Source organism: Glutamicibacter endophyticus, from assembly GCF_048457885.1.
Classification (GTDB): Bacteria; Actinomycetota; Actinomycetes; order Actinomycetales; family Micrococcaceae; genus Glutamicibacter; species Glutamicibacter endophyticus.
This window is the reverse complement of record NZ_CP174200.1, coordinates 1,158,969-1,184,870: the sequence shown is the minus strand read 5'-3', so window position 1 is coordinate 1,184,870 and position 25,902 is coordinate 1,158,969. Positions and strand designations below refer to the sequence as shown.

Genomic DNA, 25,902 nt, shown 5'->3' with positions numbered 1-25,902 from the left:
GCCTCATACTCTAATACCGCGGATGGGCCATTGCTGCACCGCGCCACGGGTTGCCGTGGCGCGGTGCGCGCGCCGGTTTAGCTAAGCCACTGACGTGCGGCGTTCAGCTGCTCTTCGAAGGCCTCGATCTGCGCGGCCACGGCGCTTGGGGCCGTACCGCCCTGGCCGTTGCGGGCGTTGAGCGAACCCTCGGTGGAGAGCACCTCGCGCACCCCGGGGGTCAGGTGCTCGGAGATCCCGGCGTAGTCTTCGTCGCTCAAATCCCACAGTTCGACGCCACGGGACTCGGCAAGTTTCACCGCCGCACCCGACAGCTCGTGCGCCTCGCGGAACGGCACCCCCTGACGGACCAGCCATTCGGCGATGTCGGTGGCCAAGGCGAACCCCTGTGGGGCCAGCTCGGCCATCCGCTCGGTGTTGAAGCTCAGCGTGGCGATCATGCCGGCCACGGCCGGAAGCAGCAGTTCCAGGGTGTCGGCCGCGTCGAAGACCGGCTCCTTATCCTCTTGCAGGTCGCGGTTGTAGGCCAGCGGCAGCGCCTTGAGTGTGGCGAGCAGGCCGGTCAGGTCGCCGATGAGGCGGCCGGCCTTACCGCGAGCCAGTTCGGCGATATCCGGGTTCTTCTTCTGCGGCATGATCGAGGAACCGGTGGAGTAGGCGTCGTGCAGAGTCACGAAGGAGAACTCCTTGGTGGCCCAGAGGATCACTTCCTCGCTGATGCGCGAGAGGTCTACACCGGTCATGGCGGCCACCCAGCCGAACTCGGCGAACACATCGCGGGCCGCTGTGCCATCGATGGAGTTGTGCACGGCCGATTCGAAGCCTAGTTCGGCGGCGACGAAGTTAGGGTCCAGGCCCAGCGTCTGCCCGGCGAGCGCCCCGGAGCCGTAGGGCGAGATGGCCGCGCGCTTATCCCAGTCCATGAAGCGTTGCACGTTGCGGACCAGCGGCCAGGCGTAGGCCAGAAGCAGGTGTGAGAGCAGGATCGGCTGCGCGTGCTGCAGGTGGGTGCGGCCGGGCATCGGCGCATAGGGGTGGGCCTTGGCCTGGGCGAGCAGGGCCTCGGCCACGTCGAGCACACCGGCGCAAATGATCCGCGCGTGATCGCGCAGGAACATGCGTCCCATGGTGGCGATCTGGTCGTTGCGGGAGCGGCCGGCGCGAAGCTTGCCGCCGAGTTGCGCTCCGGCGCGTTCAAGCAGTCCCCGCTCGAGGGAGCCGTGCACGTCCTCGTCGGAGTCGGCGGCGACGTACACCTGGTTTGCCACGTCGGCATCGAGCTGGTCGAGGGCCGCGAGCATGCCGTCGAGTTCTTCGTCGCTCAGCAGCGAGGCGCGGTGCAGCACCTTGGCGTGAGCCCGCGAACCGGCGATATCGTAGCTGGCCAGTCGCCAGTCGAAATGCGTTGATTTGCTCAGTGCCGCCATGGCATCGGCCGGTCCGCCGGAGAAGCGACCGCCCCACAGCGAACCCTGGTTGGTCGATCCCTGCTCTACTGAGGACATGGCTTCATCCTTTCGAACCCGCGTGTGCGTGGCTTGATATTTGATCGGTAGTCGTCGCGCTTTTGCGTTGCCTCCACTGTAACAGAGGAATATTCATTGTTACTCATAAATATACAATGATGAAGCTCTTCCCCCACGTCGCACGTAGTCGTAAGGTAAAGGGCAACAGTAGAAAGCGGATGCTTCATTGGAGGTTCACCCATGGAAATCCAGTTATACCGTGGCGATATCACCACGCTGCACGTCGACGCAATTGTCAACGCAGCCAACCCCTCACTGCTTGGTGGCGGTGGTGTAGATGGCGCCATTCACGCCGCAGCGGGACCCGAGCTCCTGGCCGCCTGTCGCGAACTACGAGCCGGGAACTATCCCGACGGAATCTCCTCCGGCATTGCCGTGGCCACCAAGGCCGGGAATCTGCATGCGAAGTGGGTTGTGCACACCGCGGCACCCAACCTGAGCCTGCCCGGCGCGAAGCCGAACCCGAAGATTCTGGCCGACTGCTTCAGCAATTCGCTCTACGTGGCCGCGCGCCATGACGCGCATTCCATCGCGTTCCCCGCCATCGGCGCGGGCGCCTTCGGATGGGATCCGCAGCAGGTGGCCGAAATCGCCACCGAAGCCATTGGGGGCTGGGTGCAGACAAACCTGCATATTTCGCCGATTCACAAAATCATCATGGTTTCGCACACCGATCAGGTGCAACGGGCCTTTGAGCAGGCATTCGGGCTCCCCTCAACGCAGGAGGTTGCCGCCTAGGAGACGATAGATGACAACGGCGGGCCGATGCTCAAGCATCGGCCCGCCGTACTGTTAAGACTCCCCCGAACACGCGAGGCCGCGAACGCTCGGTGCGCGTTCGGTGACCCGGTGCCGCCGGACCTCCGGTTAGCTGCTTTCGGCCAACCGCAGGAAGCGGGAGGCCACCTCGGCGCCACCGGCCGGATCGCGGGTGATCACCATGACGGTGTCGTCGCCGGCGATACAACCCAGCACCGAGGGCAACTGAGAGTGGTCGATGGACAGCGCCAGCAGGTTGGCCGCCCCGGGCGGGGTCCGCAACACCACAATGTTGGCCGAGGCTTCGGCGGTGACCAAGTGATCTTGGCAGATCTTCGCCAGTCGCGCGTCGAGCACCTCTTGGGTGAGCACGGTTTGCGGGCTGCGGTCCCCACCCTCGGAGCGAATCGCGTAGATCAGTTGACCGGTGGTGTCGCGGACCCGCACCGCACCGATCTCCACCAGATCCCGGGAGAGCGTGGCCTGGGTGACCTCGAGCCCATCGTCCTTCAGCAACGCGAGCAACTCCGCCTGTGACCGAACCGAATGCGCGGCAAGGAAGCTACGGATGCGTGCCTGACGGGCGGTTTTGGTGCTGGGCTGGCCGACCATTTAGTCCCCGCTTTCTCGGTGAGCACCGGCCGGGCCGGCGCTCAACCCCGAGGCCGCCATCAGCCAGGCCATCAGGGCCTTCTGCGCGTGCACACGGTTTTCCGCCTCGTCGAGCACGACCGACTGTGGCCCATCGATCACCTCGGCGGTGATCTCATAGTCGCGGTAGGCCGGCAGGCAATGCAACACGATGGCGTCGGACTTGGCCGCCGCCATGGCCTGCGCGTTGACCTGGTAGTCGGTGAAGAGCTTGAGCCGCTCGGCCTTTTCCTCCTCCTGTCCCATCGACACCCAGGTGTCGGTGGCCACCACGTCGGCGTCGGCCAGCGCCTCGGCGGGGTTGGAGGTGATGGTGATTTTCGCGCCGGTCTCATTGGCGCGCAGCTGGGCGGCGGCAATGATGCGTTGCTCGGGGTGGTAGCCCTCCGGTCCGGCGATGGCCACGTGCATTCCTGCGTTGACCGCGGCCAGCAGGTAGGAGTTGGCCATATTGTTCGCCGCATCGCCCAGGTAGGCCAGCTTCAGCCCCTTTAGCTCGCCCTTGTGTTCACGGATGGTGAGCAGGTCGGCCAGTAGTTGGCAGGGATGGTAGTCATCGGAGAGCGCATTGATCACCGGCACCTTTGAATGCTGTGCCATTTCTTCCAAGCCCGACTGGGCGTAGGTGCGCCACACGATGGTGGAGACCATGCGCTCGAGCACGCGGGCCGAGTCGGCGATGGACTCCTTATGTCCGAGCTGGGATTCGGCGGAGTTCACGATCAGCGGGCTGCCTCCCAGTTCGGCGATGCCGGCGTGGAAGGACACCCGGGTGCGGGTTGAGGTCTTATCGAAGAACACCGCAACCGTTTGCGGGCCCGCGTAGGGACGGTAGCCGAAGCGGTCGGCCTTCATGGCAAGGGCCAGGTCTAGCACCTCGCGCTGTTCGCCGGGGCTCAGGTCGAGGTCGGTCAAAAAGTGACGGGTGGTGGCCATTTAATGCTCCTTGCGGTGTGCCATCGCCTGGCCGATGAGGCCGGGCAGGGCGTCGATAAATGTACTCAGTTGCTCGCGGGTGATGATCAACGGAGGGGCCAAACGCAGTGTGCGTGGGCCGGTGGTATTGATGATGAAGCCGACCTCGAGCGCGGCCTTGACCACCTCGGGGGCGTAGTCGCCGGCCAGGTCGAAGCCGATGAGCAGACCGCGGCCGCGCACCTCGGTGACCCCCGATAGTTCGGCCAACTGCTCGCGCAGCCAGCTACCGGTACTCGCGGCGTGCTCGAGTAGGTTCTCCTTTTCCAGCACGTGCAAGGTGGCCAAGCCGGCGGCGGTGGCCACCGGGTTCCCGCCGAAGGTGGTGCCGTGATCCCCCGGCTTCAACAGGTCCGAGATCTCGTGGCCCAGGGTGATCAACGCGCCAATGGGGAACCCGGCGCCCAGCCCCTTGGCCAAGGTGATGGCATCGGGTAGCACCGGGGCGCTAGCCAGGTAGCTTCCGGTGCGTCCCATACCGGTTTGCACCTCGTCGAAAATCAGTAGTGCTCCGGCTTCGTGGGTGATGGCGCGGGCCGCACGCAGGTACTCCGTGCTCAGCTCATGCACCCCGGCCTCACCCTGAATCGGTTCGATAAAGACCGCCTGGGTGTGCTCATCGACGGCCTCGCGCAGGGCCTCGACATCACCGGCCGGCACCCACTGCACCTCACCGGGCAGCGGTTCGAAGGGCTCGCGGTAGGCCTTCTTCCAGGTCAGCGACAGGGCCCCTAGGGACCTGCCGTGGAAGGCGTTCTCTAGGGCGATCACCTTGGTGCGCGGGCTCTCGGCACTACCGCTGTTGCGCCGGGCGAGCTTCAGCGCCGCCTCATTGGCCTCGGTGCCGGAGTTGGTGAAGAACACCTTCGAACCGCCCGGGGCGCTAGCGATCTTCAGCAGCGACTCGGCCAGGGCGATCTGCCCGGGCGAGGTGAAGAAGTTCGACACATGTCCCAAGGTGGCCAGCTGCGAAGAGATCACGCTGGTATGCAGCGGGTGGCCGTGGCCCAGGGTGTTGACCGCGATCCCGCCGAGCAGATCCAGGTACTGTTTGCCATCCGCGTCCCACACGTGGGCGCCGGAACCGCGCACGAGCACCCGCTGCGGGGTACCGAACACTCCCAGCAGGCTACCGGTGTAGCGTTCGGTCAGCGCGGTGGACGGCAGTGCCCCGAGCGCGGCGAGCGCATCGGAAGGCTGTGGTGCTGGCTGGTTCATTGGTTCTCCCCCTCGGGCCGCACCTGGGTGCCCACACCGGCGGTGGTGAACACCTCGAGCAGCATCGAATGTGGTTGGCGTCCGTCGACGATGTGGGCGCGCGGCACCCCGGCATCCACGGCCTTCAGGCAGGCGCCCATCTTCGGGATCATGCCAGATTCCAGCGACGGTAGCAGCGCGCGCAGCTCCTCGTTGCTCAGCGAGGTGATCAGCGAGGACTTATCCGGCCACGCGGCGTAGAGACCCTCGACGTCGGTGAGGATGACGAGTTTGGAGGCGCCCAGGGCCACGGCCAGTTCGGCCGCGGCGGTGTCGGCGTTGACGTTCAGCACCGCGCCGGTGGGTTCGCCGCGTTCGTCGAACTCCGGGGCGACGGTGGAGATCACCGGGATCATTCCGGCCGCCACGAGCGAATCGACCTGATCGGTGCGTACCCGCGTGACCTCGCCGACCAGTCCCAGGTCCACCGGCAATCCGTCGACGATGGTTCCGGTGCGGACTGCCTGCAACGTGGCCCCGTCCTCCCCGGAGAGGCCCACCGCGTAGGGGCCGTGCGAGTTGATCAGCCCGATCAGGTCGCGTTGCACCTGACCGGTGAGCACCATGCGCACCACATCCATGGCCTCGGGGGTGGTTACCCGCAGGCCGCCACGGAACTCGGATTCGATGCCCAGGGTCTGCAGCATCTTATTGATCTGCGGTCCCCCGCCGTGCACGACGACCGGTTTGATTCCGGCGTGGCGCAGGAAGACGATGTCTTCGGCGAAGGCGCGACGCAGATCGTCGTTCACCATGGCATTGCCGCCGTATTTGATCACCATGGTGGTTCCGGTGAAGCGTTGGATCCAGGGCAGCGCCTCGATTAGTGCCTCGGCCTTGCGTTGGGCCAGTGCGGTGTCGGTGGGGTTTCTCTCGCTCATCGTCTCTGCCTGTTCTGCTCTGGCCGACCTAACTGGAGTAGGCGGAATTTTCATGCACGTAATCGTGGGTCAGGTCGTTGGTGAGGATGCTTGCCTCGGCCGACCCGGCGTTCAGGTCGATGTCGATGGCGACCTCGCGGCCACTGAACTGGACCAGCGAGCGGTCCTCGCCGACCCCGCCGTTGCGGCAAACCTGCACCCCGTTGATGGACACGTTCAGCTGCTCGGGTTCGAAGGCTGCGGCGGTGGTGCCCACCTCGGACAGCACGCGGCCCCAGTTCGGGTCGCGTCCGAAGATGGCGGTTTTCACCAGGTTGGAGCGGGAGACCGCACGGGAGACCTCAAGTGCGTCGGCCTCGCTGGCCGCGTTGAAGGTGCGCACCGTGATGGTGTGTTGCGCGCCCTCGGCGTCGTCGATCAGCCCCTTGGCCAGCTCCTGGCACAGCCCGGTCAGTTCCGCGGTGAACTCCTGAAGATCCGGGCGCACGCCGCTGGCCCCGGAGGCCAGCAGCACCACGGTGTCGTTGGTGGACATGCATCCATCGGAGTCGGCGCGGTCAAAGCTCAACGCGGTGGCGGCGCGTAGGGCACCGTCCAGTTCCGCGGCGTCTAGTTCCGCGTCGGTGGTGAGCACCACGAGCATGGTGGCTAGCGCCGGGGCCAGCATGCCCGCGCCCTTGGCGATCCCGCCGATGGCGTAGCCGGATCCGTGACGTGCCCCGTGCTTCGGGACGGTGTCGGTGGTCATGATGCCGGTGGCGGCAGCCATACCCGCCTCGGGGGTTGCGGCCAGCGCCTCCACGGCGGCGCTCACCCCGGGCAGCAGCTTGTCCATGGGGAGCTGCTCGCCGATCAGGCCGGTGGAGCAGACCAGCACGTCGCCGGCCGAAACGCCCAGCGCTTCGGCGGCATGTTCGGCGGTGCGGTGGGTGTTGGCGAAACCTTCCGGGCCGGTGCATGCGTTGGCTCCACCGGAGTTGAGCACCACCGCATCGGCGCGCCCGTCGGCGATCACCTGACGCGACCAGTGCACCGGGGCGGCGGCCACGCGGTTCGAGGTGAACACCGCGGCGGCGGCGAACTGTGGGCCCTGGTTACGCACCACCACCACATCGTTGGCACCGGTGGACTTCAGTCCCGCGGCAACACCAGCGGCACTGAATCCGGCCGGAGTGGTGATGCCTTCGGGGGCGGGGGAATTCTCGGTCGGCTGGCTCACGGGGCCACTCCTTGCTGGCTCAGGCCTAGGGTTTCGGGCAACCCGAGGGCGATATTCATCGATTGCACGGCGGCACCGGCGGTGCCCTTGGTCAGGTTGTCCAGTGCCGCGCTGACGATCACGCGTCCGGCGTGTTCATCCAGCGCCAACTGCAACTGCACATGGTTGCTGCCCAGCACCGCGCCGGTCGTGGGCCACTGGCCCTCGGGAAGCAAATGAATGAAGGGTTCCTCGGCGTAGGCGGCGGCCCACGCCTCGCGTAGCTGCGAGGCGCTGACCCCGGGGCGCACCCGGGCGGTCGCGGTGGTGAGGATGCCGCGCGGCATGGGGGCCAGCGTCGGGGTGAAGGAGACGGTCACTGCCTCGCCGGCGGCCTTGGAGAAGCCCTGTTCCATTTCGGGGATGTGCCGGTGCACGCCGCCTACGCCGTAGGGGCTCATCGAACCCATCACCTCGGCGCCAAGCAAGTGAGCCTTGGCCGCCTTACCGGCGCCGGAGGTGCCGGAGGCCGAGACGATCACAACATCTTCGGGGGCCAGCAGGCCCGCGGCAAAGCCGGGCACCAACGCGAGCTGGGCTCCCGTGGGATAGCAGCCGGGAACCGCCACACGGGTGGTGCCGCGCAGCGCCTGGCGTCCGCCGGGCAATTCGGGCAGGCCATAGGGCCAGTGCCCGGCGTGCGCGCTGCCGTAGAACTTTTCCCACGCGGCCGCGGACTCTAGCCGATGATCGGCGCCCGCGTCGATAATCAGGGTTTCGGCAGGCAGTTCGGCGGCCAGCTGAGCGCTGGCTCCGTGCGGCAACGCCAGGAAGACGACATCGTGCCCGGCCAGATTCTCCGCCGTGGTTTCGACCAGTTCGCGGTCGGCCAGTGAATGCAGGTGCGGGGCCACGGCCCCGAGTCGCTGCCCGGCCTGCGAATGCGCGGTGATGGTGCCGATGCTGACCTCTGGGTGGTTGGCCAACAGGCGCAACACCTCTGAACCGGCGTATCCACTGGCGCCGGAGACTGCTACTGAAATCGTCATGACCTCACTCTACCGCTGCATATTCATGAAACCTAATAAATATTCACTATGACACGGCGGTGCCTTGCGCACCACGGATGCGGGCCCCCGAAGAGTAACGTTGTAGCGGTGACGGGCCACCGGCTTCGAGTCGGAAGCCTGCCCGGCAGCCTCGAGATGGATTCAGGAGTGAGCATGCAGCAAAACGCCATTGTCGTCAGCGTCCCCGGCGGAGCAGAGGTGCTGAAGGTAACCCGCAAGCAGGCGCCGACCCCGGGGCCCGGCGAGATTCTCGTCAAGGTCGCGGCTATCGGGGTTAATTTCATCGAAACCTACCAGCGCTCCGGCGTCTACCCGGTGGACTACCCCTTCACCCCAGGATCGGAAATCTCCGGCACCGTCGCCGCCCTCGGCGAAGGCGTGCAGGGACTCAGCATCGGCGAGGCCGTGGCCACCTCGCGAGCTGTGGCCGGTTATGCCGAATATGCAGTGGTCAAGGCCGAACATGTTGGCAAGGTCCCGCAAGGCATGGACTTGCAGTTGGCCGCCGCCCTACCGCTGCAGGGAATGACCGCACACTACCTGGTGCACTCGAGCTACTTGGTGCGTCAGGACGACGTGATACTGAGCTATGCCGGGGCCGGCGGCGTGGGACTGCTTCTCACCCAGATGCTCAAACTCAAGGGCGCCACGGTAATCACCACCGCCTCCACGCAAGAGAAGAAGGACCTGGCCAAGGCCGCCGGAGCCGACTACGTGGTGGATTACGATCAGGTCGCCGACACCGTCGCCGAAGTCACCGACGGGCGCGGAGTGCATGCCGTGTATGACGGCATCGGCAAGGACACCTTCGAAACCTCCCTAGCGGCACTGCGCACCCGCGGCACCCTGGTGCTCTTCGGCGGAGCTAGCGGTCAGGTACCGCCCTTCGACCTGCAACGCCTAAACACCGGCGGCTCGCTGAAGGTCACCCGCCCCTCGCTGAACCACTTCATTGAGGACCCGCACGAGCACGCGTGGCGTTTCGGCGATATTTTCGGCTGGGCGGCCAGCGGCACCCTCGACGTACGCATCGGGGCCAGCTTTGATCTGGCCGAGGTCGGCGCCGCACATACAGCTCTGGAATCCCGGGCCACCACCGGCAAGGTACTATTACTCCCCTAATACTGCTAATACTGCTGACGGTCTACCCGCTGGCCGTCGCGGGACGCCACCCTAGCTGGCTGCTGGCCGGATCAATCCAACGCGGTTATCCGGCCACGCAGTCCGATGTGTTCCAGACAGGGGGAGAATGCCCGGTCGGCGAGCTATCGGAGACCTATTTAGCAGACTCGATCACGCGGGCATTGAAGTACCGTGGGGACCCTCCCCGCATCCTGCGACGCTCCCCTGAGTTAACGTCAATGCGCAGTGCTCTTGTGTAGTCTCTTACTCATATTTTGTAAATTTGAGGCAGAGATGAGTCATGGAATCAAGGCTTTCACTACTGGTCGGCACGAAGGCCGTGTATACGGCGCTGGCGTGCGCCCTACCATTGTTCCTCGTCGCATGCACGGCCACCCCAGCCGATCCGTCAGTTAACAGTTCGACCAGCAACGGAACACCGGGAAGCTCTGATGGCTTTTCTGAGGCCCAAGCAGTATACGAAGCCTTTGACCCCGCCCGACTCACCGAATTCACCGAGAAACGCAACGAAGAATCTTCTGCCGCGAATTTGGTCTTCGTTGCCCAAGGTTTGCTCGGGCCTGATAGAGCATTGAGCATCCCGAAGACTCAGGGAGCGGACGGAAAATCGCTGCTTGTCTCGTACATATGCCGCTCGTCAGGTGAACCGGGGACCACCTGGGGCGTTGACTTCAGCATCGATTCTGAACCCTTGCGCTCAGGCATCCAGTCGGAAGCTTGCACAGAAAACTCAGTTGAAATGTTCACCACCAGAGCATTGAGCCCGACCGAATGGCCGGACACCCTAGGGTCGCTGGGCCACGTTGAGCTCGCCGTGTCCGTTTTCGAGGTTGAAGGAGACTAAGGAAGTCTGGGCAAAAGAGTCCCGCTAGAAGAACCCTTGCGTTGTCCATGCATCCGCCGCTCGCCATTCCAGCCGGGTTCAACTACAACCGATGCGCTCAACAGTGTTATGCGAAGCGTCGCGCACCATGGCTGATCGACATATGGGGCCAAGCGTGAGAAAAGCGCAACGAAGCCCCGTAGGCTAGGTGACATGTCCCAGAGCGAACTGACCCTGCGCGAGATTACGCCTTCGGATGCTGACTTCATTTACTCGCTAGCCTCCGATGCTCGGGTGACCGCCTTCGTGGGCGACGGGCAACCGTGGAGCGAAGAATTCACGATGAAGCGCCTGAACCAGGCGGTTCAGGATGAGCACATCTGTTGGCTACTGGCCCTCGTCAATCGGATCCCTGTTGGGCTTTTCGTCGCAAGTGACACCGGTAGCGGAGTGGAAGTCGGCTATTGGGTCCGCCCCGAGAACTGGGGGCAAGGAGTGGCCGGACGCATGCTGGATGCCGGGCTGCCGCTCGTCGCAGACCGCTTCCCCGATACGGACTTGCTGGCGCGGGTGCACGAACAGAACACCGCCTCACTGAAGCTACTCGAACGTCGCGGGTTTCGGCGTGGGCACACCGATGATCAACGCATCATGACCCTGCACCGAGCGGCGCAACCTCGCGCATAGCCGCCACAACATTCCACACACCGCCCCTCCGACGGCAAGATCTGCGGCGGCAAGCAACAAGAATCCCGGGCCACCAACCGACACCACGAACAACAGGTGCCCGATGGTGGCCACTGGAAGAGTGGTGGCTAGGACCGCGCAAGTCAAGGCCAGTCGCGCCCAGAGTCGATCAGCGGGGACCACGACCCGGCCCTGCAACCGCTTCCTAGCTAGTACGCCTAGGGCCAAAATCATGACCTGCAACGCGGCCAGCGCGATCACCCCTGCAACGCTGTACGGCACGGCGAGATGCTCGACCTCCCACAACCCCGCGGACATCTGCCGCGCCAAGCCCGGAAGCAGTACTTCCATGGCGCCCAGTAGGATCCACAGCGAAGCAATCAACGGCCACATCAGGGCATGAAGAAACTTTCTCATACATCGATTATCAGCATGAACCTATCGTTAATCAATAGATTTCACCGTTCATCCACGATGGCCGACGAGATAATGCCTCCTAGAACCGCGACGATCCGCCCGATCCCGAGAAGCTGCCTCCCCCGGAGTAGCCATGGGAAATACCCCCGCTGGAGGAACTGGCCGACTGCCGCGAGCTCTCCACCGCACTGACTCCGGAACTGTACCCAACGTTGTAAGCCTGAACCCGCCAGAACAGATCGGCCGGTGAAATGACATCAAGAATGGATCCGCCGCCACGCGTTCGTGACCGGTTATTTGCACTGCGTGCCTCACGTAGCTTGTCGCGCATTTGCTCGCGCTCGGATTCCGTTTCGGCATAGCTTTCGATCTGCACCTTGGCGTATTCGTCGAGCCGCGCAGTCAGTCGCTCACGCAACTCCCGCAGCCGGTCCAACGCCGTGTCCACGTCGATACGCTCGGCTTTCAGTTCGGTGCCGGTCCGTGCAACGACCGCACGCGCTTCTTCACCAAAGGATTGCAGGGCCGCGAACGCGCTTTGCAATTTCTCTTCCCCCTCGGAAGACAGGTTGCCGAGTTCGTCAAGATCCTCCAGGATCGGCGCCGTTTGGGCACGCCACGCGTCTTCCCAAGTAGCCGAGCGGGTATACAGTGCCGCGGCGGCGGTGATCGCATCATCCGTGGCATCCAATTCTTCAGCTGTCTCGCGGAACTTCTTGGCGCGCTGCACCGCGGCGCTAGAAGATCGAGCCTTCTTATCCATGGCTTGCAGGTCTTGCTGCTCATCGAAACTCGTGCGGTACTTCTCGGTGAAGTCGGCGAAACGACGCTCCAAATCGGCTGCATGCCGCGAGCCAGTAGGCAACGTCCGGGCCGATAATTCGGTGACTTCCAAATCCATCGTGACGCGCGTTAGGTGCTCACTGCCAGCCGACAGTTCGGCGGCGAAGCTCTGCCGTCGGTGTGCCCGCACCAGGAGCACCGCCCCGGCGGTCACGCCCGCGCCACCGCCAAGTACACCGGTGGTGATCCACAACGCCGGGGATTTATACCACGGGCGGTTCATCACCGCCGCCCCCTTGTCGGCGACCGCAATCACCCCGTCGGTCCACCACGCCTGATTGAAATCCTCGTAGCCCGCCTCGTGAATCGACTGCATTTGGCCATCGCCAACCTTACGGTCCTCACCGAAGTACGTGCCAATCTGCCCATCACCGGGGCCTTCGACCGAGAGGGTAATAATGAAATACCCATCGGCCCAGTAATCGCCGTAGTCCTCCGGGTCGGCCGAAATCCACTCCGGGTGCGCACTCTTGGCGTAGGAAAGCGTTTCGGTGTTGATGTCGTCGGAATACTCCCCTTCACGGGTATAGATGGCGACCTTGGTCGGTTCATAGAAGCTGATTTCGGCGAGCGCGTCGCGCAGCTTCTCGTCGTTGAGTACCAGGGCCTCATCATCGATGGAGACCGAAACGAGGTTATTGGCGCCCGACTGCGCCGAGGTGCCTTGAGCCGAGGCGGAAGGTATCACCGCCAAGGAGCTGAACACCAGGAGCGCAGCGGCCGAGCCAAGCCGGGCGATCTTTGACAGACGGTTCATCGGGGCCCCTTCTGCGTGCCGAAGCACGTCGAATAAATCCGGACGTTAGCTTAGTTGTCATCCTAGCCGCTGGCAGCCGGGCTATGCTGAGTCAATGATTGACTTTTCGAATGCGTCTTTGCTGAAGCTCGGTCCGACTAACCCAGCCGATCTAGCCGAAGAGGTCGCGTCCCTGCTCGTGCCCGGCGAGGAAGTACTGGCCGCTTTCAAGGGCGTGCGCGACTCGGTGGCGTTCACCGACAAGCGCATTATCGCCATTAATGTGCAGGGCTTGACCGGCAAGAAACGCGACTACACCTCGCTGCCGTACTCCAAGATCCAGTCCTTTAGTGTCGAAACCGCCGGAACCTTCGACCTGGATTCGGAGCTCGACCTGTGGTTTAGCGGGCTGGGAATGGTGCGCTTCGAGTTCAAGGGAAAGGTGGACGTTCGTGCCTTGGCACAGCTGATCGCCACGAAGGTTCTCTAGCACCGTTAGCTGCACAACATCGATACACCGCCCTGTGCGGCTCACGGTATTATTGGGAGAATGACTAGCATTGACGATTCCGGTATCGACGTCCTTCCAGAGCCAGAGCGCGAGGTGCTCACCTGGGACACCTTCGGCGAAGCATCCCGTGAACTTGCGCAGACCGTTGTTGACAGTGGCTTCGAACCCGACGTCGTGGTGGCCATCGCCCGTGGTGGATTGCTGCTGGCCGGTTCCATCTCCTACGCACTGGGCGTCAAGGCCTGCGGTGCCTTGAACGTCGAGTTCTACACCGGCATCGGCACCGTGTTGCCCGAGCCGGTGGTCTTGCCTCCGATGCTCGACGAGGGACACCTGCGCGATAAGAAGGTCCTTTTGGTCGACGACGTCTCCGACTCGGGTCGCACCCTCGCCAAGGTCGTTGACCTCATCGGCAACTGGGGCGCCGAAGTTAAGACCGTCTGCCTCTACACCAAGCCGCGGACCATCCTGGCCCCGGATTTCGAGTGGCGTCGGACCGACAAGTGGATCACCTTCCCGTGGTCGGCACTGCCGCCGGTGACCGCAGCCACCGAAGCCTAATCGTTTCTAGCCCCGCAGCAGATGGTGGCGGTGCCCGCGGGCACCGCCACCATCTCTCGTTAAATACCCTTACCCTGGGCCTCGGCACTTGCTTGGTGCCGCGCGCGCCGCTGCCACAGTAGCGCCAGCGAACCAATGGACAGCGCCGCGGCCAAGGGAATACCTGCGGAAAGAGCCATCGCCCCCTGTGGGCCGGTCAATTCAATCACCCAGCCAAGTAGCGGACCACCCAAGGCTTGGCCACCGATCGCGATGAGAATGTAAAGGGACATCACCCTCCCGCGAATATAGCGTTCGGAACTTTGTTGCAAGGTGGTGTTCGCTGCCGTCCACATCAGGATGCTGCAGGCGGCGGCCGCGGCGATCAGCGACACGAAGATCCATTGGTTTCCCACGAAGGCGGCGATCAGTTTGAAGATCATGAATCCCACGGTCGCCAAGTAGACGCTGCGTAGCCGAACCACACTACGGCGTAGCGCAAGCAGGGCCCCGATCAGGGCACCGGCTCCAAGGGCCGAGGTATAAAGCCCGTATCCCACACCGCCGGCCCCCGCCGCCTCGGCCATGCTGGTCAGCAGCACCGGCCAGTTCAGCCCGATCAACGATACGAAGCACAGCAGCAACAGCGTCCAAAAGATCGGCGGGCGCTGCACACAGTATCGCAGTGCCTCGGCAATCTGCCCCTTTGCCTTGGGCGCCGCGTGCCGCGCCTCCGCACGGGCGGCAATCTGCTTCAGCGCCAGCACATTGCCGGCACTGAGCAGGGCCGCCGTCCCGAAGGCCCATCCCGGACCGAGGGGAATCATCAGCCCGCCGACCGCCGGCCCCAGCATGCTGCCGGTCTGAAAGATCGTGGAATTCATGCTGATCGCGTTGGGCAAGCGTGCGGCATCCACCAGCTCGCCAACGAAAACCTGCTGGGCCGGACGTTCGACCACGGAGAGTACGCCCAGCACCGCCACAGCGATGAAGATGGTGGCGACCCCTAGCCCACCGGTCAAACCGAGTACCGCCATAAGCAGGGCCACCACCGCGGCCCCGGATTGGGTGAATAACAGCAGCCGTCCGGTGGCATAACGGTCGGCGATCACCCCACCCCACATGCCCAACAGGAGGGTGGGACCGAACTGGATCAGCACCAGGGCCCCGACCATCGCCGGGCTGCCGGTCAGTTCGAACACCAGCCAATCCTGCACAATGCGCTGAATCCACAAGGAAATCGTCGCCGCCAGTTGACCGGCGGCATAGATGCGAAAGGGCCGACTGTGCAGTGCGGCCAGGGCTCCGGTCTCCCGCGGGCGCGGTCCACGCTTCGGATGCACGCCCGCCCCGGGCCCTTGTCGTTTCATTCTACAATTACCTTCCACCTGTCATGTGCCGCCGCTATGCCGACCCACCGGTCAATGCTAATGCCCGTAGCGGCGCTCCCATGAGCGGCAGGCGAACTATGAAGCCGAGCCCGGTGCCTGATCCGAAATATCGGCCACGGTGACGTCGAAGAGGCGGATCACATCATCGGCCGCCACGTTCAACCCCACCCCGTGTTCACCGCCTCCAAGCGAAATGTGCCGCCCGACAATATGTGCATCGGCAATCACCGGAAGGACCGTACGGGTGCCGAAGGGAGTGATCGTGCCACGCTCATAGCCAGTAACTCGTTGGGCTTCGGCCGCATCCGGCATAGACAGTCGGTTGGTGCCCAACAAGGCCCGCAGTTTGGTCCAGGAGAAGCGGCGATCCCCCGGCACCAGAACCAACACGTAGTCCTCGGCGGCGCGACGCACCACGAGGGTTTTGAGTAGATCTGCGGCGCTGACGCCGCGAGCCTGCGCCGCTTCCTGCAAGCTGGCGACCGGCCCATGGCGCGCCACCGAATACTCGATGCCCGCGGCCTGCACCGCGGCGATTGCCGGATTCTGTGGGGTCTTAGCGTCCGTACCCACTGATGCTCCTCTCTGCGACGCGCGTTTAATTGTCGGCCGCTGCACCCTGTCGCGTTAATACCGCGCGCACGGGCGACCCATCGACCCCGCGTAGCTTTAGGGGAAACGCGCTGAAGCACCAGCCTGTTCCCGAGGCCCGATGCAACTGGGTAAGATTTTCGACGATCAGCCCACCGGCGCCGAGGAAAACCTCATGCACCGGCAGCTGTACCGGTTCGGACTGTTCGGAATCCGATGTCGGATCTGGGCTGAGCGTATCGACACCGAGCAGACGCACGCCGTGTTCGAGCAGAAACTCGGCGATCTCTACCGCGAGGCTCGGGTGGCGTAAATACTCGTCGGTGCCGAAGTGGCGAGAGTATCCGGTGTGAAAGAGGACGACGGTTCCGGGACGGAGCCCACTGAGCTGACTTCGCACCGTGGCAAGGCTGATTACCGACTGCGCGGGTGGCGTATCAAGGTGCACGATACGTGCCGGGCCGGTGCAGTGCTCCAGCGGGATCCGATCGATCGGCGACCCGTCGGCGATCAGATGTAACGGTGCATCCATATGCGTGCCGCTATGTGAGCCGAGGTGTAGCTCGGCAACCTCGAAGCCGTCGGTTTCCAGTTCCGCGGCCCGTCGCAGCGTCACCTGCGGGTCACCGGGGTAGACCTGCATGCCGGTGTGGATGGGATGGCTGAGGTCGATCAGCTCCTGGCTCACGGCGTTACCTGTACATGGTTCCGGGTCATAGAGCCCATCGTATAACGCTGGGCCTGCACGGCTTTGACGGCGTACGCTGTGGGCGATGAACCGCTGGATACACACAACGGGCCGGTAGTTCGTGCTGAACTACCGACCCGTTGCAGTTAGGTGCGCTTACGCGGTCTAGCGCTGGGTGGCCCCGAAGCGCTCCGCGGCCAGGGAGACCGCAGCGGCGCGCGCCTCGGAGGCCTCATCGGCGGTCAGCGTGCGGTCCGCGGCGCGGAAGCGCAGACCGAAGGCCAGCGACTTCTTCCCCTCGGGGATGCCGGTCCCGGTGTACACATCGAAGAGCGCGATGTCTTCGAGCAGCTCCCCGGCGCCTTCGCGCAGTGCGGCCAGCACGTCACCGGCCACAACTTCCTGATCCACGACCAAGGCAACGTCCTGGGTAGCCAGCGGCTGGGTGGACAGCGCCTGGGCCACAACCACGGCGGGTGCCGCAGCCATCAGGGCCTCGGCGTCCAGCTCCATGGCGCAGGTGCGGGCCGGCAAATCGGCGTCCTTGAGCAACTGCGGGTGCAGTTCACCGGCGTAACCGATCACGGTGCCGTTCACGCTCAGTGCCGCCACGCGGCCCGGGTGGAAGGCCTGGTGGCTGCCCTGGGCAACCTGCAGCGGGGCGCCGAGCACATCGGCCACGGTGCGTGCCGCGTCGATCGCGTCGGCCCAGTCCCAGGCGCGCGGGGTGAAGTCCACCCCGGCAGCAGCTTCATGTCCGGTGAACACGGCGGCCACATGCCATGGCTGGTGCGGTACCCCGTCGAAGAGGTTCGCGAGCACGTCCTCGCTGGGCTTAGCACCCAGCGGAGGCAGTACCGACGAACCCATCTGTTCCTTGGGCAGGAACACCAGGCCACCCTCGTAGAGGGCCAGGTCGCGGAAGCCGCGGCCGTTATTGCGACGTGCGGTTTCCAGCAGCTGCGGCAACAGGCTGGTGCGCAGGAAGCCGAACTCCTTGGAGATCGGGTTGGCCAGCGCCACCGAGGGCACCTCGGTGCCCGCGTTCGCGGTACCGAAGGTGTTGTTCTGCGCGGTGGACACGAAGGGGTAGCACAGCACCTCGGTCAAACCGGCGTCGGCCAGCGCCTGCAGCACGCGGCGGCGTTGCGACTGGCTTCGGGTCAGCCCGCGGCCGGGAGGGGCCACCGGCAGGGTCGCCGGAATCTGGTCGTAACCCACGATACGAGCGACCTCTTCGACAAGGTCTTCCTTAATCGCCAGATCCGGACGCCAGCTTGGCACCTGCACGGCGAAGCCCTCGGCGGTGCGCGTCACGCTGGCACCGATACCGGTCAACGCCTCGGTGATCTGCGCGTCGCTGTAGTCCACGCCAATCAGACGCTGGGCGAAGCCCTCGGGCAGCAGTACCTGTGCCGCTGGGGCCAAATCCTGCACATCGGTGATGTTGCGGGTTTCGGTGCCACCGGCCAGCTCGACGAGCAAGTCGACGGCGCGCTGTGCGGCGACGGCGGTCACCTGCGGGTCGACGCCACGTTCGAAACGCTTCGACGCTTCGGAAGGCAGCTTGTGGCGACGGCGCGAGCGGGCGATGGACACCGCATCGAAATGTGCCGCTTCGATCAGCACGCGGGTAGTGGTGTCCGAAACCTCGGTGGAGGCCCCGCCCATCACACCGGCGATACCGATAGGCCCGGAGTCATCGGTAATCAGCAGGTCCTCGAGAGACAGCTCGCGTTCCTTCTCGTCGAGGGTGACCAGCTTCTCCCCCGCCGTCGCGCGGCGCACGGTGATGCCGCCGCTGAGCTTATCGGCATCGTAGAAGTGCAGCGGCTGGCCGAGTTCAAGCATCACGTAGTTCGAGATGTCCACCGGCAACGAAATCGAGCGCATGCCGGCCAGCTGCAGCCGCGAAGCCATCCAGCGCGGAGTCGGCGCGGTGGCGTCGATGCCGGTCACCTCGCGGGTGACAAAACGGTCGCAACCGGGCACGCCATAGATCGGCGCCTCGTCGGCCAGGGTAATGTCCAAGCCCAGGGCCTGCGCCTCGGCGACGGTGACCTTCGAGGCCGGATCGACGAACTCGGTGCCGGTGGCCAGCGCGTATTCGCGAGCCACCCCACGGATCGAGAAGCAGTAGCCGCGATCCGGGGTGACGTTGATTTCCGCGGCCTGGTCGTTCAGTCCGAACAGTTCCATCACGTCGGTGCCCAGTTCCGGGTCGAGGCCCAGCGTGGAGAGCACCATGATGCCGTCGTGGTCCTCGCCAATACCCAGCTCACGGCTCGAGGCGATCATGCCGGCCGATACGTGACCATAGGTTTTGCGGGGGCTGATCTTGAAGTTACCGGGCAGCACCGCGCCGGGCAGGGTCACCACGACCTTATCGCCCTCGACGAAGTTGTGCGCACCGCACACGATCCCCTGCACACCGCTGGGGTCGATCCCCTTGCCGGTCAGGGTTTGCTCGGCACCCTCGGGCACCACGCGCACCTGGCACCAGTTAATGGTTTTGCCGTTGGAGGCTTCCTCCTTGACGAGCGAGAGCACCTGACCGACGACGATCGGGCCGGAGAGCTCGTCGGAGGGACGGTGCACGTCCTCTTCTTCGAGACCAACCTTGACCAGGTCGGCCATGACGTCTTCGGCCGTGGCATCGGCCGGTACCTGCGCGTACTCGCGCAGCCAAGACAGTGGAATACGCATTGCTTAGATCTCCATCCCGAAGTGCTGGCTGAAACGGATGTCGCCCTCGATCATGTCGTGCATGTCCGGGACATCGTTACGGAACATGAGCGTGCGCTCAATGCCCATGCCGAAGGCAAAGCCGGAGTAAACCTCCGGGTCGATGCCCGCGGCGCGCAGCACATTCGGGTTGACCATGCCACAGCCACCCCATTCGATCCAGCGTGCCCCGCCCTTGAAGGTCGGGTGCCACAAATCCAGCTCCGCGCTGGGTTCGGTGAACGGGAAGTAGGCCGGACGCAGACGAATTTTCGCTTCCTCGCCGAACATTTGCCGGGCGAAGTGCTCCAGCGTACCGCGCAGGTCGGCCATGGTCAGGTTCTTGTCCACGGCCAGGCCCTCGAACTGATGGAAGACCGGGGTATGGGTGGCGTCCAGTTCATCGGTGCGGAAGGTGCGTCCCGGGCAGAGCACATAGACGGGCACCTCGCGCTCGAGCATCGAACGGACCTGTACCGGGGAGGTGTGCGTGCGCAGCACCAGGTGCGCGTCGGCAGGCTCGATGAAGAAGGTGTCCTGCATTTCGCGGGCCGGGTGATCCGGCTTGAAGTTCAACGCGTCGAAGTTGAACCACTCGGATTCCACCTCGGGCCCCTCGGCAATTTCCCACCCCATGCCGACGAAGATGTCCGAGACTCGGTCCTGCAGCACCGACAGCGGGTGCCGGGCACCGGCACGACGACGGCGTGGTGCAGCGGTGACGTCGACGGTCTCCTCGACGAGGATGCGGGCGGCCTCTTCCTCTTCCAGCACGACGGTGCGGGCGGCAAGAGCCTTGTTGACCCGGCCGCGGGCGGCACCCACGAGCTTGCCGGCCACGGCCTTCTCGGACTTGTCCAGCGAGCCGATCTGGCGGTTGGCCAACGAGAGTGGGGACTTCTCGCCGGTGTGCGCCAGCCGGGCCTCCTTCAGCTGGGCTAGGTCGGAGGCGCTTTCGATGGCCGCTAGGGCTGCCTCGACGGCGGCGGTTACGGCCGCTTCATCGGTGGGATGGGGCACGGGAGGCTGCAACGTGTGTTCCTCCTGGATTGTCTGATCAGACATGGGATCGATCGATCCTTCTCTTCTCTCGCGGGATTCTTAAGTCCCATTCTATTAGCTAAGGCCCGCCATCGTTTGAACGATGACGGGCCCCAAAGCTGTGCTGATGTGCTCACGGCTGCCGCAGCAGCTTAGTGCGTGTGCTCCTTGACACCTTTGGGCGCGAAGGCCAGGGCAAAGATAAAGGTCAGAACCAGCAGGGCCCCGCCAAAGACCACCGAGTAAAACAGCGCGTGTGAGGCGGTGCCGGTGACCTGATACTCGGCCGTGGGCTGCAGCAGGTCGAAGGTCACGGTGTTATGTTCCTGCACACCGGTGGCGGAGTGGCTCACCACGTGCCCGGAGTAGGTAACCGACAGGTGACCGGAGCTGAGCACGCCGCCACCAAGAGCGTCGGCAATACCCGGCATCGAGAACTTGATGTCCTCGCCCTCACTGACCAACTGGGCATCGACGCCGAGCAGGTTCGACAGGGCGTCCTGCAACTGCACCAGGTTCAGCGTGCCGATGGTGCTGAATTCCAGACCAACCTCATCTGCGGTGTCGACCTTGGCGATGCTCCACTCATCGTCTTCGACGGTGAGGATCTGCGAGAGCGGCACGCCGCTGGGGGTCGTGAGCTCGTCGAAGCTGGCCCCGTCGACCAACGACTTGTCGGCGGTCACCTTGACCTGTGCGCTGGCCGAGTCTGCATTCTTGATGTTGATCTGCGCATCTACATTTGCGCAGCCGACCATCGTTAGCGCTGCAAGCACGGCAAGCATAATGGTGCCGAGAATTTTCTTCACGGAGTAGTCTCCCAAACAACGTTCTTATGAGGCGGCCGAAGCCATTGCGAGGTGCCCTGCCCGCGGGCACCGTTATATCTTACGCGCTGGTAACTCGCCTTTCACCTCACATTTCGGTGAGCGAGATTATCCTGCACGGGGTATTTAGTCAGGCAGACGGCCTGCGACGCGTTCCAGGAGGGCTGCCACGATCGGCGCATCGGCTGGGATCCACGGTACCTGCTCCGCCAGATCCGCGTCGAGCGGCAACCAACGCAGCTCATCGTGTCCTTCGATAGGTTCCGGGACTCCGTCGTTGACTACGGCAAACCACACGCGCATCGCGGCGGTTTCATGCAGTGGCCAGCCCATGGCGGTCGGCCCGACCAGCTCCTCGCCAAGGCTTACGCTCACCCCCAGTTCTTCGCGCACTTCACGGTGGACCGCCTGGACAAGCTCCTCCCCCGGCTCAACTTTTCCGCCGGGAAATTCCCACTGTCCGGCCAGATGCTCCGGGTAGGTGCGGCGTGCGGCCAAAAGGCGGGTCGGAGCGGTCAGCGAATCAAGTATGGCGACAGCTACGATCTGTTTCACGCTCCAGCTCCCATCCGGTTCTGGGCGCGAGCCGAAGCGTACAGGCACACCGTGGCCGCGGTGCCCACGTTCAGCGACTCGGCGGCACCATAGAGCGGAACGGCGACACCATAGTCACTGGCGTGCTTTTCCTCATCGCTTAGCCCCTGCCCCTCATTGCCGAAGAGCCACGCGCTGGGCTGTTCAAGAGCCGGTTCGTCCTGCGTTGCACCGGCGCCGGAGTCATGCCTTCGCAGCACGCTGGCATCCTGTAGTGCATCCAGGTCATGGGCTCCGTAGCCGTCGGCGGCCAGCAGTTGCACCCCGTTCGCACGAGCCAACTGGGCAAGCTCGGCAAAGTCCACCGCGCTGAGCACCGGCAAATGGAACAGCGAGCCGACGGTGGATCGCACCGCCTTGGGGTTGTAAATATCGACGCTTCCCTTGGAGAGCACCACAGCGTCGGCCCCAGCGGCGTCGGCCGCCCGAAGAATCGTTCCGGCGTTGCCAGGGTCCTGCACTTGGCAGAGAACGGCGATGAGCTTTGGCTGCTGCGCAAAGATCTCCTCGAGCGTGGGCTCGGTGATTCTGGCAACCGCGATGATGCCCTGCGGGGTCATGGTGTCGGCCATGGCCAGCAGAACTTGCCCGGTGACCGTACGGGTGAATACCCGTGTACCGGAAAGCATCTCTACGAACTCGGGGTTGGCCTCGAGGAATCCTTCGGCCGCATAGACCTGAGTGACCAATGAAGGATTGTGCTGGGAAGCCTTGAGGGCTTCGCGCACCGCCTGCGGACCCTCGACCAGAAAGTTGCCGGTGCTCTTGCGTCCCTGCCGGCTGGCGAGTCGTGCGACGGTCTTGACCCGGTCGGCTTTGGGGTTGCTCAGGAGCTCATCGGCGTAGCTGGTCATGATTCGAGGATACTAGCTGACATGCAAACAGGCGGTGTTCACGCGTTCGTGAACACCGCCTGTTAGCTGTGATCTGTCCTATACGGTCAGATCTACTTCATCTTCTGGCGAGCTTCGCCACCGGCAGGCTCGAAGCCTGCGGCCTTGGCGGACTCAACCGAGTTGAACCAGTACTCAGCAACAGTCTGCTCGTACCAGGTCGAGCCCGGTACGTGGTACTTGTTGGAGCCGGCGTTGCCCTTGATGATGAACCCTTCCGGGACATCGGCGCCGTCAACAGCCTTGTATGCACCGACGGCCTCGGCCTTTTCAGCCGGGGTCGACTCAGCAGCGACAGTAGCCTTGGCTTCAACCTTCTTGGTTGCTGCCTTTGGTGCGGCGGCTACTGCCTCAGGCGCTTTTGGGGCGTTGACATCAGCCGGCAAGGCACCCTTTGCAACCTGGACCAGCGCGGCGAAAGCGTTGGCGTCCGAGACGGCCAGTTCGGCCAGCATACGACGGTCAACCTCGACCTCAGCGGCCTTCAGGCCCTGGATCAGGCGGTTGTAGGTCATGCCGTTGGCGCGGGATGCAGCGTTGATGCGCTGGATCCACAGGCGGCGGAAGTCACCCTTGCGCTTGCGGCGGTCGTTGTAGCTGTATACGAACGAGTGGAGCAGCTGCTCCTTGGCCTTACGGTACAGGCGCGAGCGCTGACCGCGGTAACCCTTTGCGCGTTCCATTACGACGCGACGCTTCTTGTGGGCGTTGACTGCCCGCTTCACACGTGCCACGTGTGTACTCCTTCAAGTCGGTTTCCTTCGCCCGGTGGGGTGAAGGGAAAACTATGGTTGTTGGGGTTATGCTTCCCCGAATTGCAAAAGGGAGGCTTAGAGACCCAGCATCCGCTTGATGGTCTTCACATCGGCCTTGGCCACGATCTGGTCGGAAGCCAGGCGACGGGTCAGACGCGAGGACTTGTGCTCCAGGTAGTGGCGGCGGTTAGCCTGCTGGCGCTTGAGCTTGCCGCTACCGGTCAGCTTGAAGCGCTTCTTGGCGCCACTGTGAGTCTTGAACTTCGGCATAGCTGCCGTTCTCCTTACGTGCTCTCGGCGGTCGGTAAACCACCGAGGGATCATCCGAAGCGGCCCTCCCATGGGAGAGGATCGCTGTTGTTCTCTTATAGTTAGATCTTCGCGAAGAAGATCTCCCACCGTTGGACGGTGACAGGCTGCTGTGAACCCAACAGGCGTGGCTAGGCGTCGCCCTCGGCTGCTTCGCGGGCCTGCTCCAGCTTGGCTCGAGCCTCATCGTCCATGGCGGAAGCAACGGACTGACCTTCGGTCTCCTGCGGCGCTTCGGTGTTCACCTTGCTAGCACCGCGGCGGCTACGGCCACCGGACTTCGCCTGCTGCTCGCGACGAGCCTCAGCCTTATTCTTCAATGGGCCAACCACCATGACCATGTTGCGGCCATCGATACGCGGAGCGGACTCCACTGCACCGACTTCGGCGACATCGTCAGCAAACTTCTCGAGCAGGCGAATGCCCATCTCCGGACGCTGCTGTTCACGCCCACGGAACTGGATCATGGCCTTGACCTTGTCACCAGCGGCCAGGAAGCGTAGCGCGTGGCCAACCTTGGTCTCGTAGTCGTGGGTGTCGATCTTCAAACGGAAGCGAACTTCCTTCAGCACCGTATTGGTCTGGTTCTTACGAGCTTCACGAGCCTTGACCGCGGCTTCGTACTTGTACTTGCCGAAGTCCATCAGTTTGCACACCGGAGGCTTGGCGTTAGGCGCCACCTCGACCAAGTCCAGATCGGACTCATGAGCCAGTCGCAATGCGTCCTCGATGCGGACGATGCCGACCTGCTCACCGTTAGGGCCAACGAGACGTACCTCTGGTACGCGAATGCGCTCGTTAATGCGTGGATCGCTGATGTGTTACTCCTGATGTTCGAAAGTCCGTGTCCCGCAAATAAAGAAGGCCTCCATCTGCGAGTTCGCAGGTGAAGGCCATAACGACATCGGCGTGAGAACCCAAAGGATCTCTTAAGGGATGCATTGACATCCTGCCGAAAAACCCGGAAGCCTGAAGTCGGCGACAGCGGGTGGGAGATGGCCTCCACTTGCTGGGCTCAAAGCTGGTCCGTTGATCACATCCGGAGGATTCCGGACACTCTCAAGTACCTGCATCGAGTCGGTCTGTGACAAGCTTAGCAGTATGAGTACCGAAGACACCAACTCGCACGAGCACAACGTGGCCCAGGAGGTTCGCGACATCGCCGAGGTCGCGGCCGTTGAAATCATTACCACCGCCGCCGTGCACCTGATGAGCGCCGCCGCAGTTAAATGCGGTCTCGCCGAGGGCGACGACGCCAATGAGCTCAAGGATCTCGACGAGGCCCGTAAGCTCATCACTGCACTAGCAGGCCTAGTCACCGCCGGTGCACCGGAGATCGGTTCACAGCACGCCGCTCCACTGCGCGACGGTTTGCGCAGCCTCCAGCTAGCTTTCCGCGAAGCGTCCATCATTCCGGACGAGCCGGGGAAGGGTCCGGGCGAAAAGTTCACCGGCCCGGTGAACTAAGCGGCATTTAGGTACAAATTTAAGAGATTAAAGTCATGGGGTCCGGATGCGTCTACGCATGCGGGCCCTTTGTTCTTGCGGACATCAGATCGGGCTGTCGACGAGCTCGTCGTCTGATACGCAGACCTTAGCCAGATACAGCCAGACGAATCCGCCGCACACTACCGCGATTGCAGGAATGAGTCCTGCGATTCCTCCCAACGTTCGGGTGTAGAACACCAGGGCTGTATAGATCAGGATGCCGCCCCAATACAGGCTGCTCCCACGGGCTCTAAAGTTCCAATGCTCTCGGCGATACACCCAAATACCCGTCGCGGCCCCTAGCAGGCCAACGACCGCTATGGCCCACCAGATCAGGGGCACGCCCAGTTCACCAACCACCAGCAAGAAGCCCGCATAGATCACCGCAAGGAGAGCGAATCTCCACCCGCGGACTGGATCGATCAACATGCGGATATCACTTCCATCGGTTCGCCTACTAGTCGTCTATCGGCGCCGTCGTCGTCATGATCGCCGATCACGTCGAACCTATCAGCCGGTGACCGGCCGCGCCATTGTACTTAAGTAGGAGGGCTGGGCCGCCAAAGCGACCCAGCCGGTAAGTT

28 protein-coding genes are annotated in these 25,902 nt (G+C 63.7%); 7 read left to right on the top strand and 21 right to left on the bottom strand.

Annotation, left to right across the window (positions count from 1 at the left end):
* Positions 1-77: 77 nt before the first annotated feature.
* Complete coding sequence (gene argH / locus ACJD00_RS05640; protein WP_418908856.1) at positions 78-1,505, bottom strand: argininosuccinate lyase; 1,428 nt, start codon at positions 1,503-1,505, stop codon at positions 78-80.
* A gap of 201 nt (positions 1,506-1,706) precedes the next feature.
* Here argH and ACJD00_RS05635 point away from each other — a divergent pair, with 201 nt between their 5' ends.
* Positions 1,707-2,264, top strand: a complete 558-nt coding sequence (locus tag ACJD00_RS05635; RefSeq protein ID WP_418908855.1) for a macro domain-containing protein — start codon at positions 1,707-1,709, stop codon at positions 2,262-2,264.
* Between the two features lie 129 nt (positions 2,265-2,393).
* On the opposite strand, the gene ACJD00_RS05630 is transcribed toward ACJD00_RS05635, so the two are convergent.
* The 6 genes from ACJD00_RS05630 to argC are packed head-to-tail and all read right to left on the bottom strand — an operon-like array spanning position 2,394 to position 8,296.
* Positions 2,394-2,897 carry an arginine repressor gene (locus ACJD00_RS05630; RefSeq protein ID WP_418908854.1) on the bottom strand — a complete coding sequence of 168 codons (504 nt, stop codon included), beginning with the start codon at positions 2,895-2,897 and terminating at the stop codon, positions 2,394-2,396.
* On the bottom strand, positions 2,898-3,872 hold the full coding sequence (argF, locus tag ACJD00_RS05625) for an ornithine carbamoyltransferase (RefSeq protein WP_418908853.1): 975 nt from the start codon (positions 3,870-3,872) through the stop codon (positions 2,898-2,900). It lies immediately after the preceding gene.
* Positions 3,873-5,129 (bottom strand): acetylornithine transaminase, encoded by a 1,257-nt coding sequence (locus ACJD00_RS05620; RefSeq protein WP_418908852.1) that lies wholly within the window; start codon positions 5,127-5,129, stop codon positions 3,873-3,875. It abuts the gene before it with no gap.
* Positions 5,126-6,049, bottom strand: a complete 924-nt coding sequence (gene argB / locus ACJD00_RS05615; protein WP_418908851.1) for an acetylglutamate kinase — start codon at positions 6,047-6,049, stop codon at positions 5,126-5,128. The genes ACJD00_RS05620 and argB overlap by 4 nt, the downstream gene beginning before the upstream one ends.
* Positions 6,050-6,077: 28 nt before the next feature.
* Entirely contained in the window at positions 6,078-7,268 is a 1,191-nt protein-coding gene (gene argJ, locus ACJD00_RS05610) for a bifunctional glutamate N-acetyltransferase/amino-acid acetyltransferase ArgJ (RefSeq protein ID WP_418908850.1), read from the bottom strand.
* On the bottom strand, positions 7,265-8,296 hold the full coding sequence (argC, locus tag ACJD00_RS05605; protein ID WP_418908849.1) for an N-acetyl-gamma-glutamyl-phosphate reductase: 1,032 nt from the start codon (positions 8,294-8,296) through the stop codon (positions 7,265-7,267). The genes argJ and argC overlap by 4 nt, the downstream gene beginning before the upstream one ends.
* Positions 8,297-8,470: 174 nt before the next feature.
* On the opposite strand from argC, the gene ACJD00_RS05600 reads away from it, so the two are divergent.
* The 3 genes from ACJD00_RS05600 to ACJD00_RS05590 all read left to right on the top strand — a co-directional run bounded on the left by ACJD00_RS05600 (position 8,471) and on the right by ACJD00_RS05590 (position 10,970).
* On the top strand, positions 8,471-9,439 hold the full coding sequence (locus ACJD00_RS05600; RefSeq protein ID WP_418908848.1) for a quinone oxidoreductase family protein: 969 nt from the start codon (positions 8,471-8,473) through the stop codon (positions 9,437-9,439).
* A 301-nt stretch (positions 9,440-9,740) separates the two neighbouring features.
* Positions 9,741-10,304, top strand: a complete 564-nt coding sequence (locus ACJD00_RS05595; protein WP_418908847.1) for a hypothetical protein — start codon at positions 9,741-9,743, stop codon at positions 10,302-10,304.
* 192 nt (positions 10,305-10,496) lie between these two features.
* A complete protein-coding gene (locus tag ACJD00_RS05590) occupies positions 10,497-10,970 on the top strand; it encodes a GNAT family N-acetyltransferase (RefSeq protein ID WP_418908846.1) in 474 nt (157 codons plus the stop codon).
* Here the strand turns inward: ACJD00_RS05590 and ACJD00_RS05585 are convergent.
* Entirely contained in the window at positions 10,884-11,387 is a 504-nt protein-coding gene (locus ACJD00_RS05585) for a hypothetical protein (RefSeq protein WP_418908845.1), read from the bottom strand. The two genes, ACJD00_RS05590 and ACJD00_RS05585, sit on opposite strands and share 87 nt — an antisense overlap.
* A gap of 79 nt (positions 11,388-11,466) precedes the next feature.
* Entirely contained in the window at positions 11,467-12,987 is a 1,521-nt protein-coding gene (locus tag ACJD00_RS05580) for a DUF5129 domain-containing protein (protein ID WP_418908844.1), read from the bottom strand.
* Positions 12,988-13,081: 94 nt separating this feature from the next.
* Between ACJD00_RS05580 and ACJD00_RS05575 the strand changes: the two genes are divergently transcribed.
* Together ACJD00_RS05575 and ACJD00_RS05570 are read left to right on the top strand one after the other, a co-directional pair.
* Positions 13,082-13,456 carry a PH domain-containing protein gene (locus tag ACJD00_RS05575; protein ID WP_418908843.1) on the top strand — a complete coding sequence of 125 codons (375 nt, stop codon included), beginning with the start codon at positions 13,082-13,084 and terminating at the stop codon, positions 13,454-13,456.
* Positions 13,457-13,516: 60 nt separating this feature from the next.
* Complete coding sequence (locus tag ACJD00_RS05570) at positions 13,517-14,038, top strand: phosphoribosyltransferase (protein WP_418908842.1); 522 nt, start codon at positions 13,517-13,519, stop codon at positions 14,036-14,038.
* 59 nt (positions 14,039-14,097) lie between these two features.
* Here the strand turns inward: ACJD00_RS05570 and ACJD00_RS05565 are convergent, their stop codons facing one another.
* The 11 genes from ACJD00_RS05565 to infC all read right to left on the bottom strand — a co-directional run bounded on the left by ACJD00_RS05565 (position 14,098) and on the right by infC (position 24,621).
* A complete protein-coding gene (locus ACJD00_RS05565) occupies positions 14,098-15,387 on the bottom strand; it encodes an MFS transporter (RefSeq protein ID WP_418908841.1) in 1,290 nt (429 codons plus the stop codon).
* Positions 15,388-15,483: 96 nt separating this feature from the next.
* On the bottom strand, positions 15,484-15,981 hold the full coding sequence (locus tag ACJD00_RS05560; RefSeq protein ID WP_418908840.1) for an aminoacyl-tRNA deacylase: 498 nt from the start codon (positions 15,979-15,981) through the stop codon (positions 15,484-15,486).
* 25 nt (positions 15,982-16,006) lie between these two features.
* The gene (locus ACJD00_RS05555) at positions 16,007-16,687 is read right to left on the bottom strand and encodes a cyclase family protein (RefSeq protein WP_418908839.1); all 681 of its coding nucleotides are present in this window, start codon (positions 16,685-16,687) and stop codon (positions 16,007-16,009) included.
* A 165-nt stretch (positions 16,688-16,852) separates the two neighbouring features.
* Positions 16,853-19,393 (bottom strand): phenylalanine--tRNA ligase subunit beta, encoded by a 2,541-nt coding sequence (pheT, locus tag ACJD00_RS05550; protein ID WP_418908838.1) that lies wholly within the window; start codon positions 19,391-19,393, stop codon positions 16,853-16,855.
* Positions 19,394-19,396: 3 nt separating this feature from the next.
* Complete coding sequence (gene pheS / locus ACJD00_RS05545; RefSeq protein ID WP_309408006.1) at positions 19,397-20,476, bottom strand: phenylalanine--tRNA ligase subunit alpha; 1,080 nt, start codon at positions 20,474-20,476, stop codon at positions 19,397-19,399.
* 128 nt (positions 20,477-20,604) lie between these two features.
* A complete protein-coding gene (locus tag ACJD00_RS05540) occupies positions 20,605-21,261 on the bottom strand; it encodes a hypothetical protein (protein ID WP_418908837.1) in 657 nt (218 codons plus the stop codon).
* A gap of 144 nt (positions 21,262-21,405) precedes the next feature.
* On the bottom strand, positions 21,406-21,834 hold the full coding sequence (locus ACJD00_RS05535) for a (deoxy)nucleoside triphosphate pyrophosphohydrolase (RefSeq protein ID WP_418908836.1): 429 nt from the start codon (positions 21,832-21,834) through the stop codon (positions 21,406-21,408).
* Positions 21,831-22,727 (bottom strand): TrmH family RNA methyltransferase, encoded by an 897-nt coding sequence (locus tag ACJD00_RS05530; RefSeq protein WP_418908835.1) that lies wholly within the window; start codon positions 22,725-22,727, stop codon positions 21,831-21,833. Before ACJD00_RS05530 ends, ACJD00_RS05535 begins: the two co-directional genes overlap by 4 nt.
* A 92-nt stretch (positions 22,728-22,819) precedes the next feature.
* The gene (gene rplT, locus ACJD00_RS05525; RefSeq protein WP_309408016.1) at positions 22,820-23,500 is read right to left on the bottom strand and encodes a 50S ribosomal protein L20; all 681 of its coding nucleotides are present in this window, start codon (positions 23,498-23,500) and stop codon (positions 22,820-22,822) included.
* A 96-nt stretch (positions 23,501-23,596) separates the two neighbouring features.
* Entirely contained in the window at positions 23,597-23,791 is a 195-nt protein-coding gene (gene rpmI, locus ACJD00_RS05520; protein WP_309408017.1) for a 50S ribosomal protein L35, read from the bottom strand.
* A 170-nt stretch (positions 23,792-23,961) separates the two neighbouring features.
* Positions 23,962-24,621, bottom strand: a complete 660-nt coding sequence (gene infC / locus ACJD00_RS05515; protein WP_418909314.1) for a translation initiation factor IF-3 — start codon at positions 24,619-24,621, stop codon at positions 23,962-23,964.
* 310 nt (positions 24,622-24,931) lie between these two features.
* Here infC and ACJD00_RS05510 point away from each other — a divergent pair, with 310 nt between their 5' ends.
* A complete protein-coding gene (locus ACJD00_RS05510) occupies positions 24,932-25,297 on the top strand; it encodes a DUF1844 domain-containing protein (RefSeq protein ID WP_309408018.1) in 366 nt (121 codons plus the stop codon).
* A gap of 84 nt (positions 25,298-25,381) precedes the next feature.
* Here ACJD00_RS05510 and ACJD00_RS05505 read toward each other — a convergent pair whose 3' ends face one another.
* Positions 25,382-25,747, bottom strand: coding sequence for a hypothetical protein (locus ACJD00_RS05505; RefSeq protein WP_309408019.1), 366 nt, complete (start codon positions 25,745-25,747; stop codon positions 25,382-25,384).
* Positions 25,748-25,902: the final 155 nt, after the last annotated feature.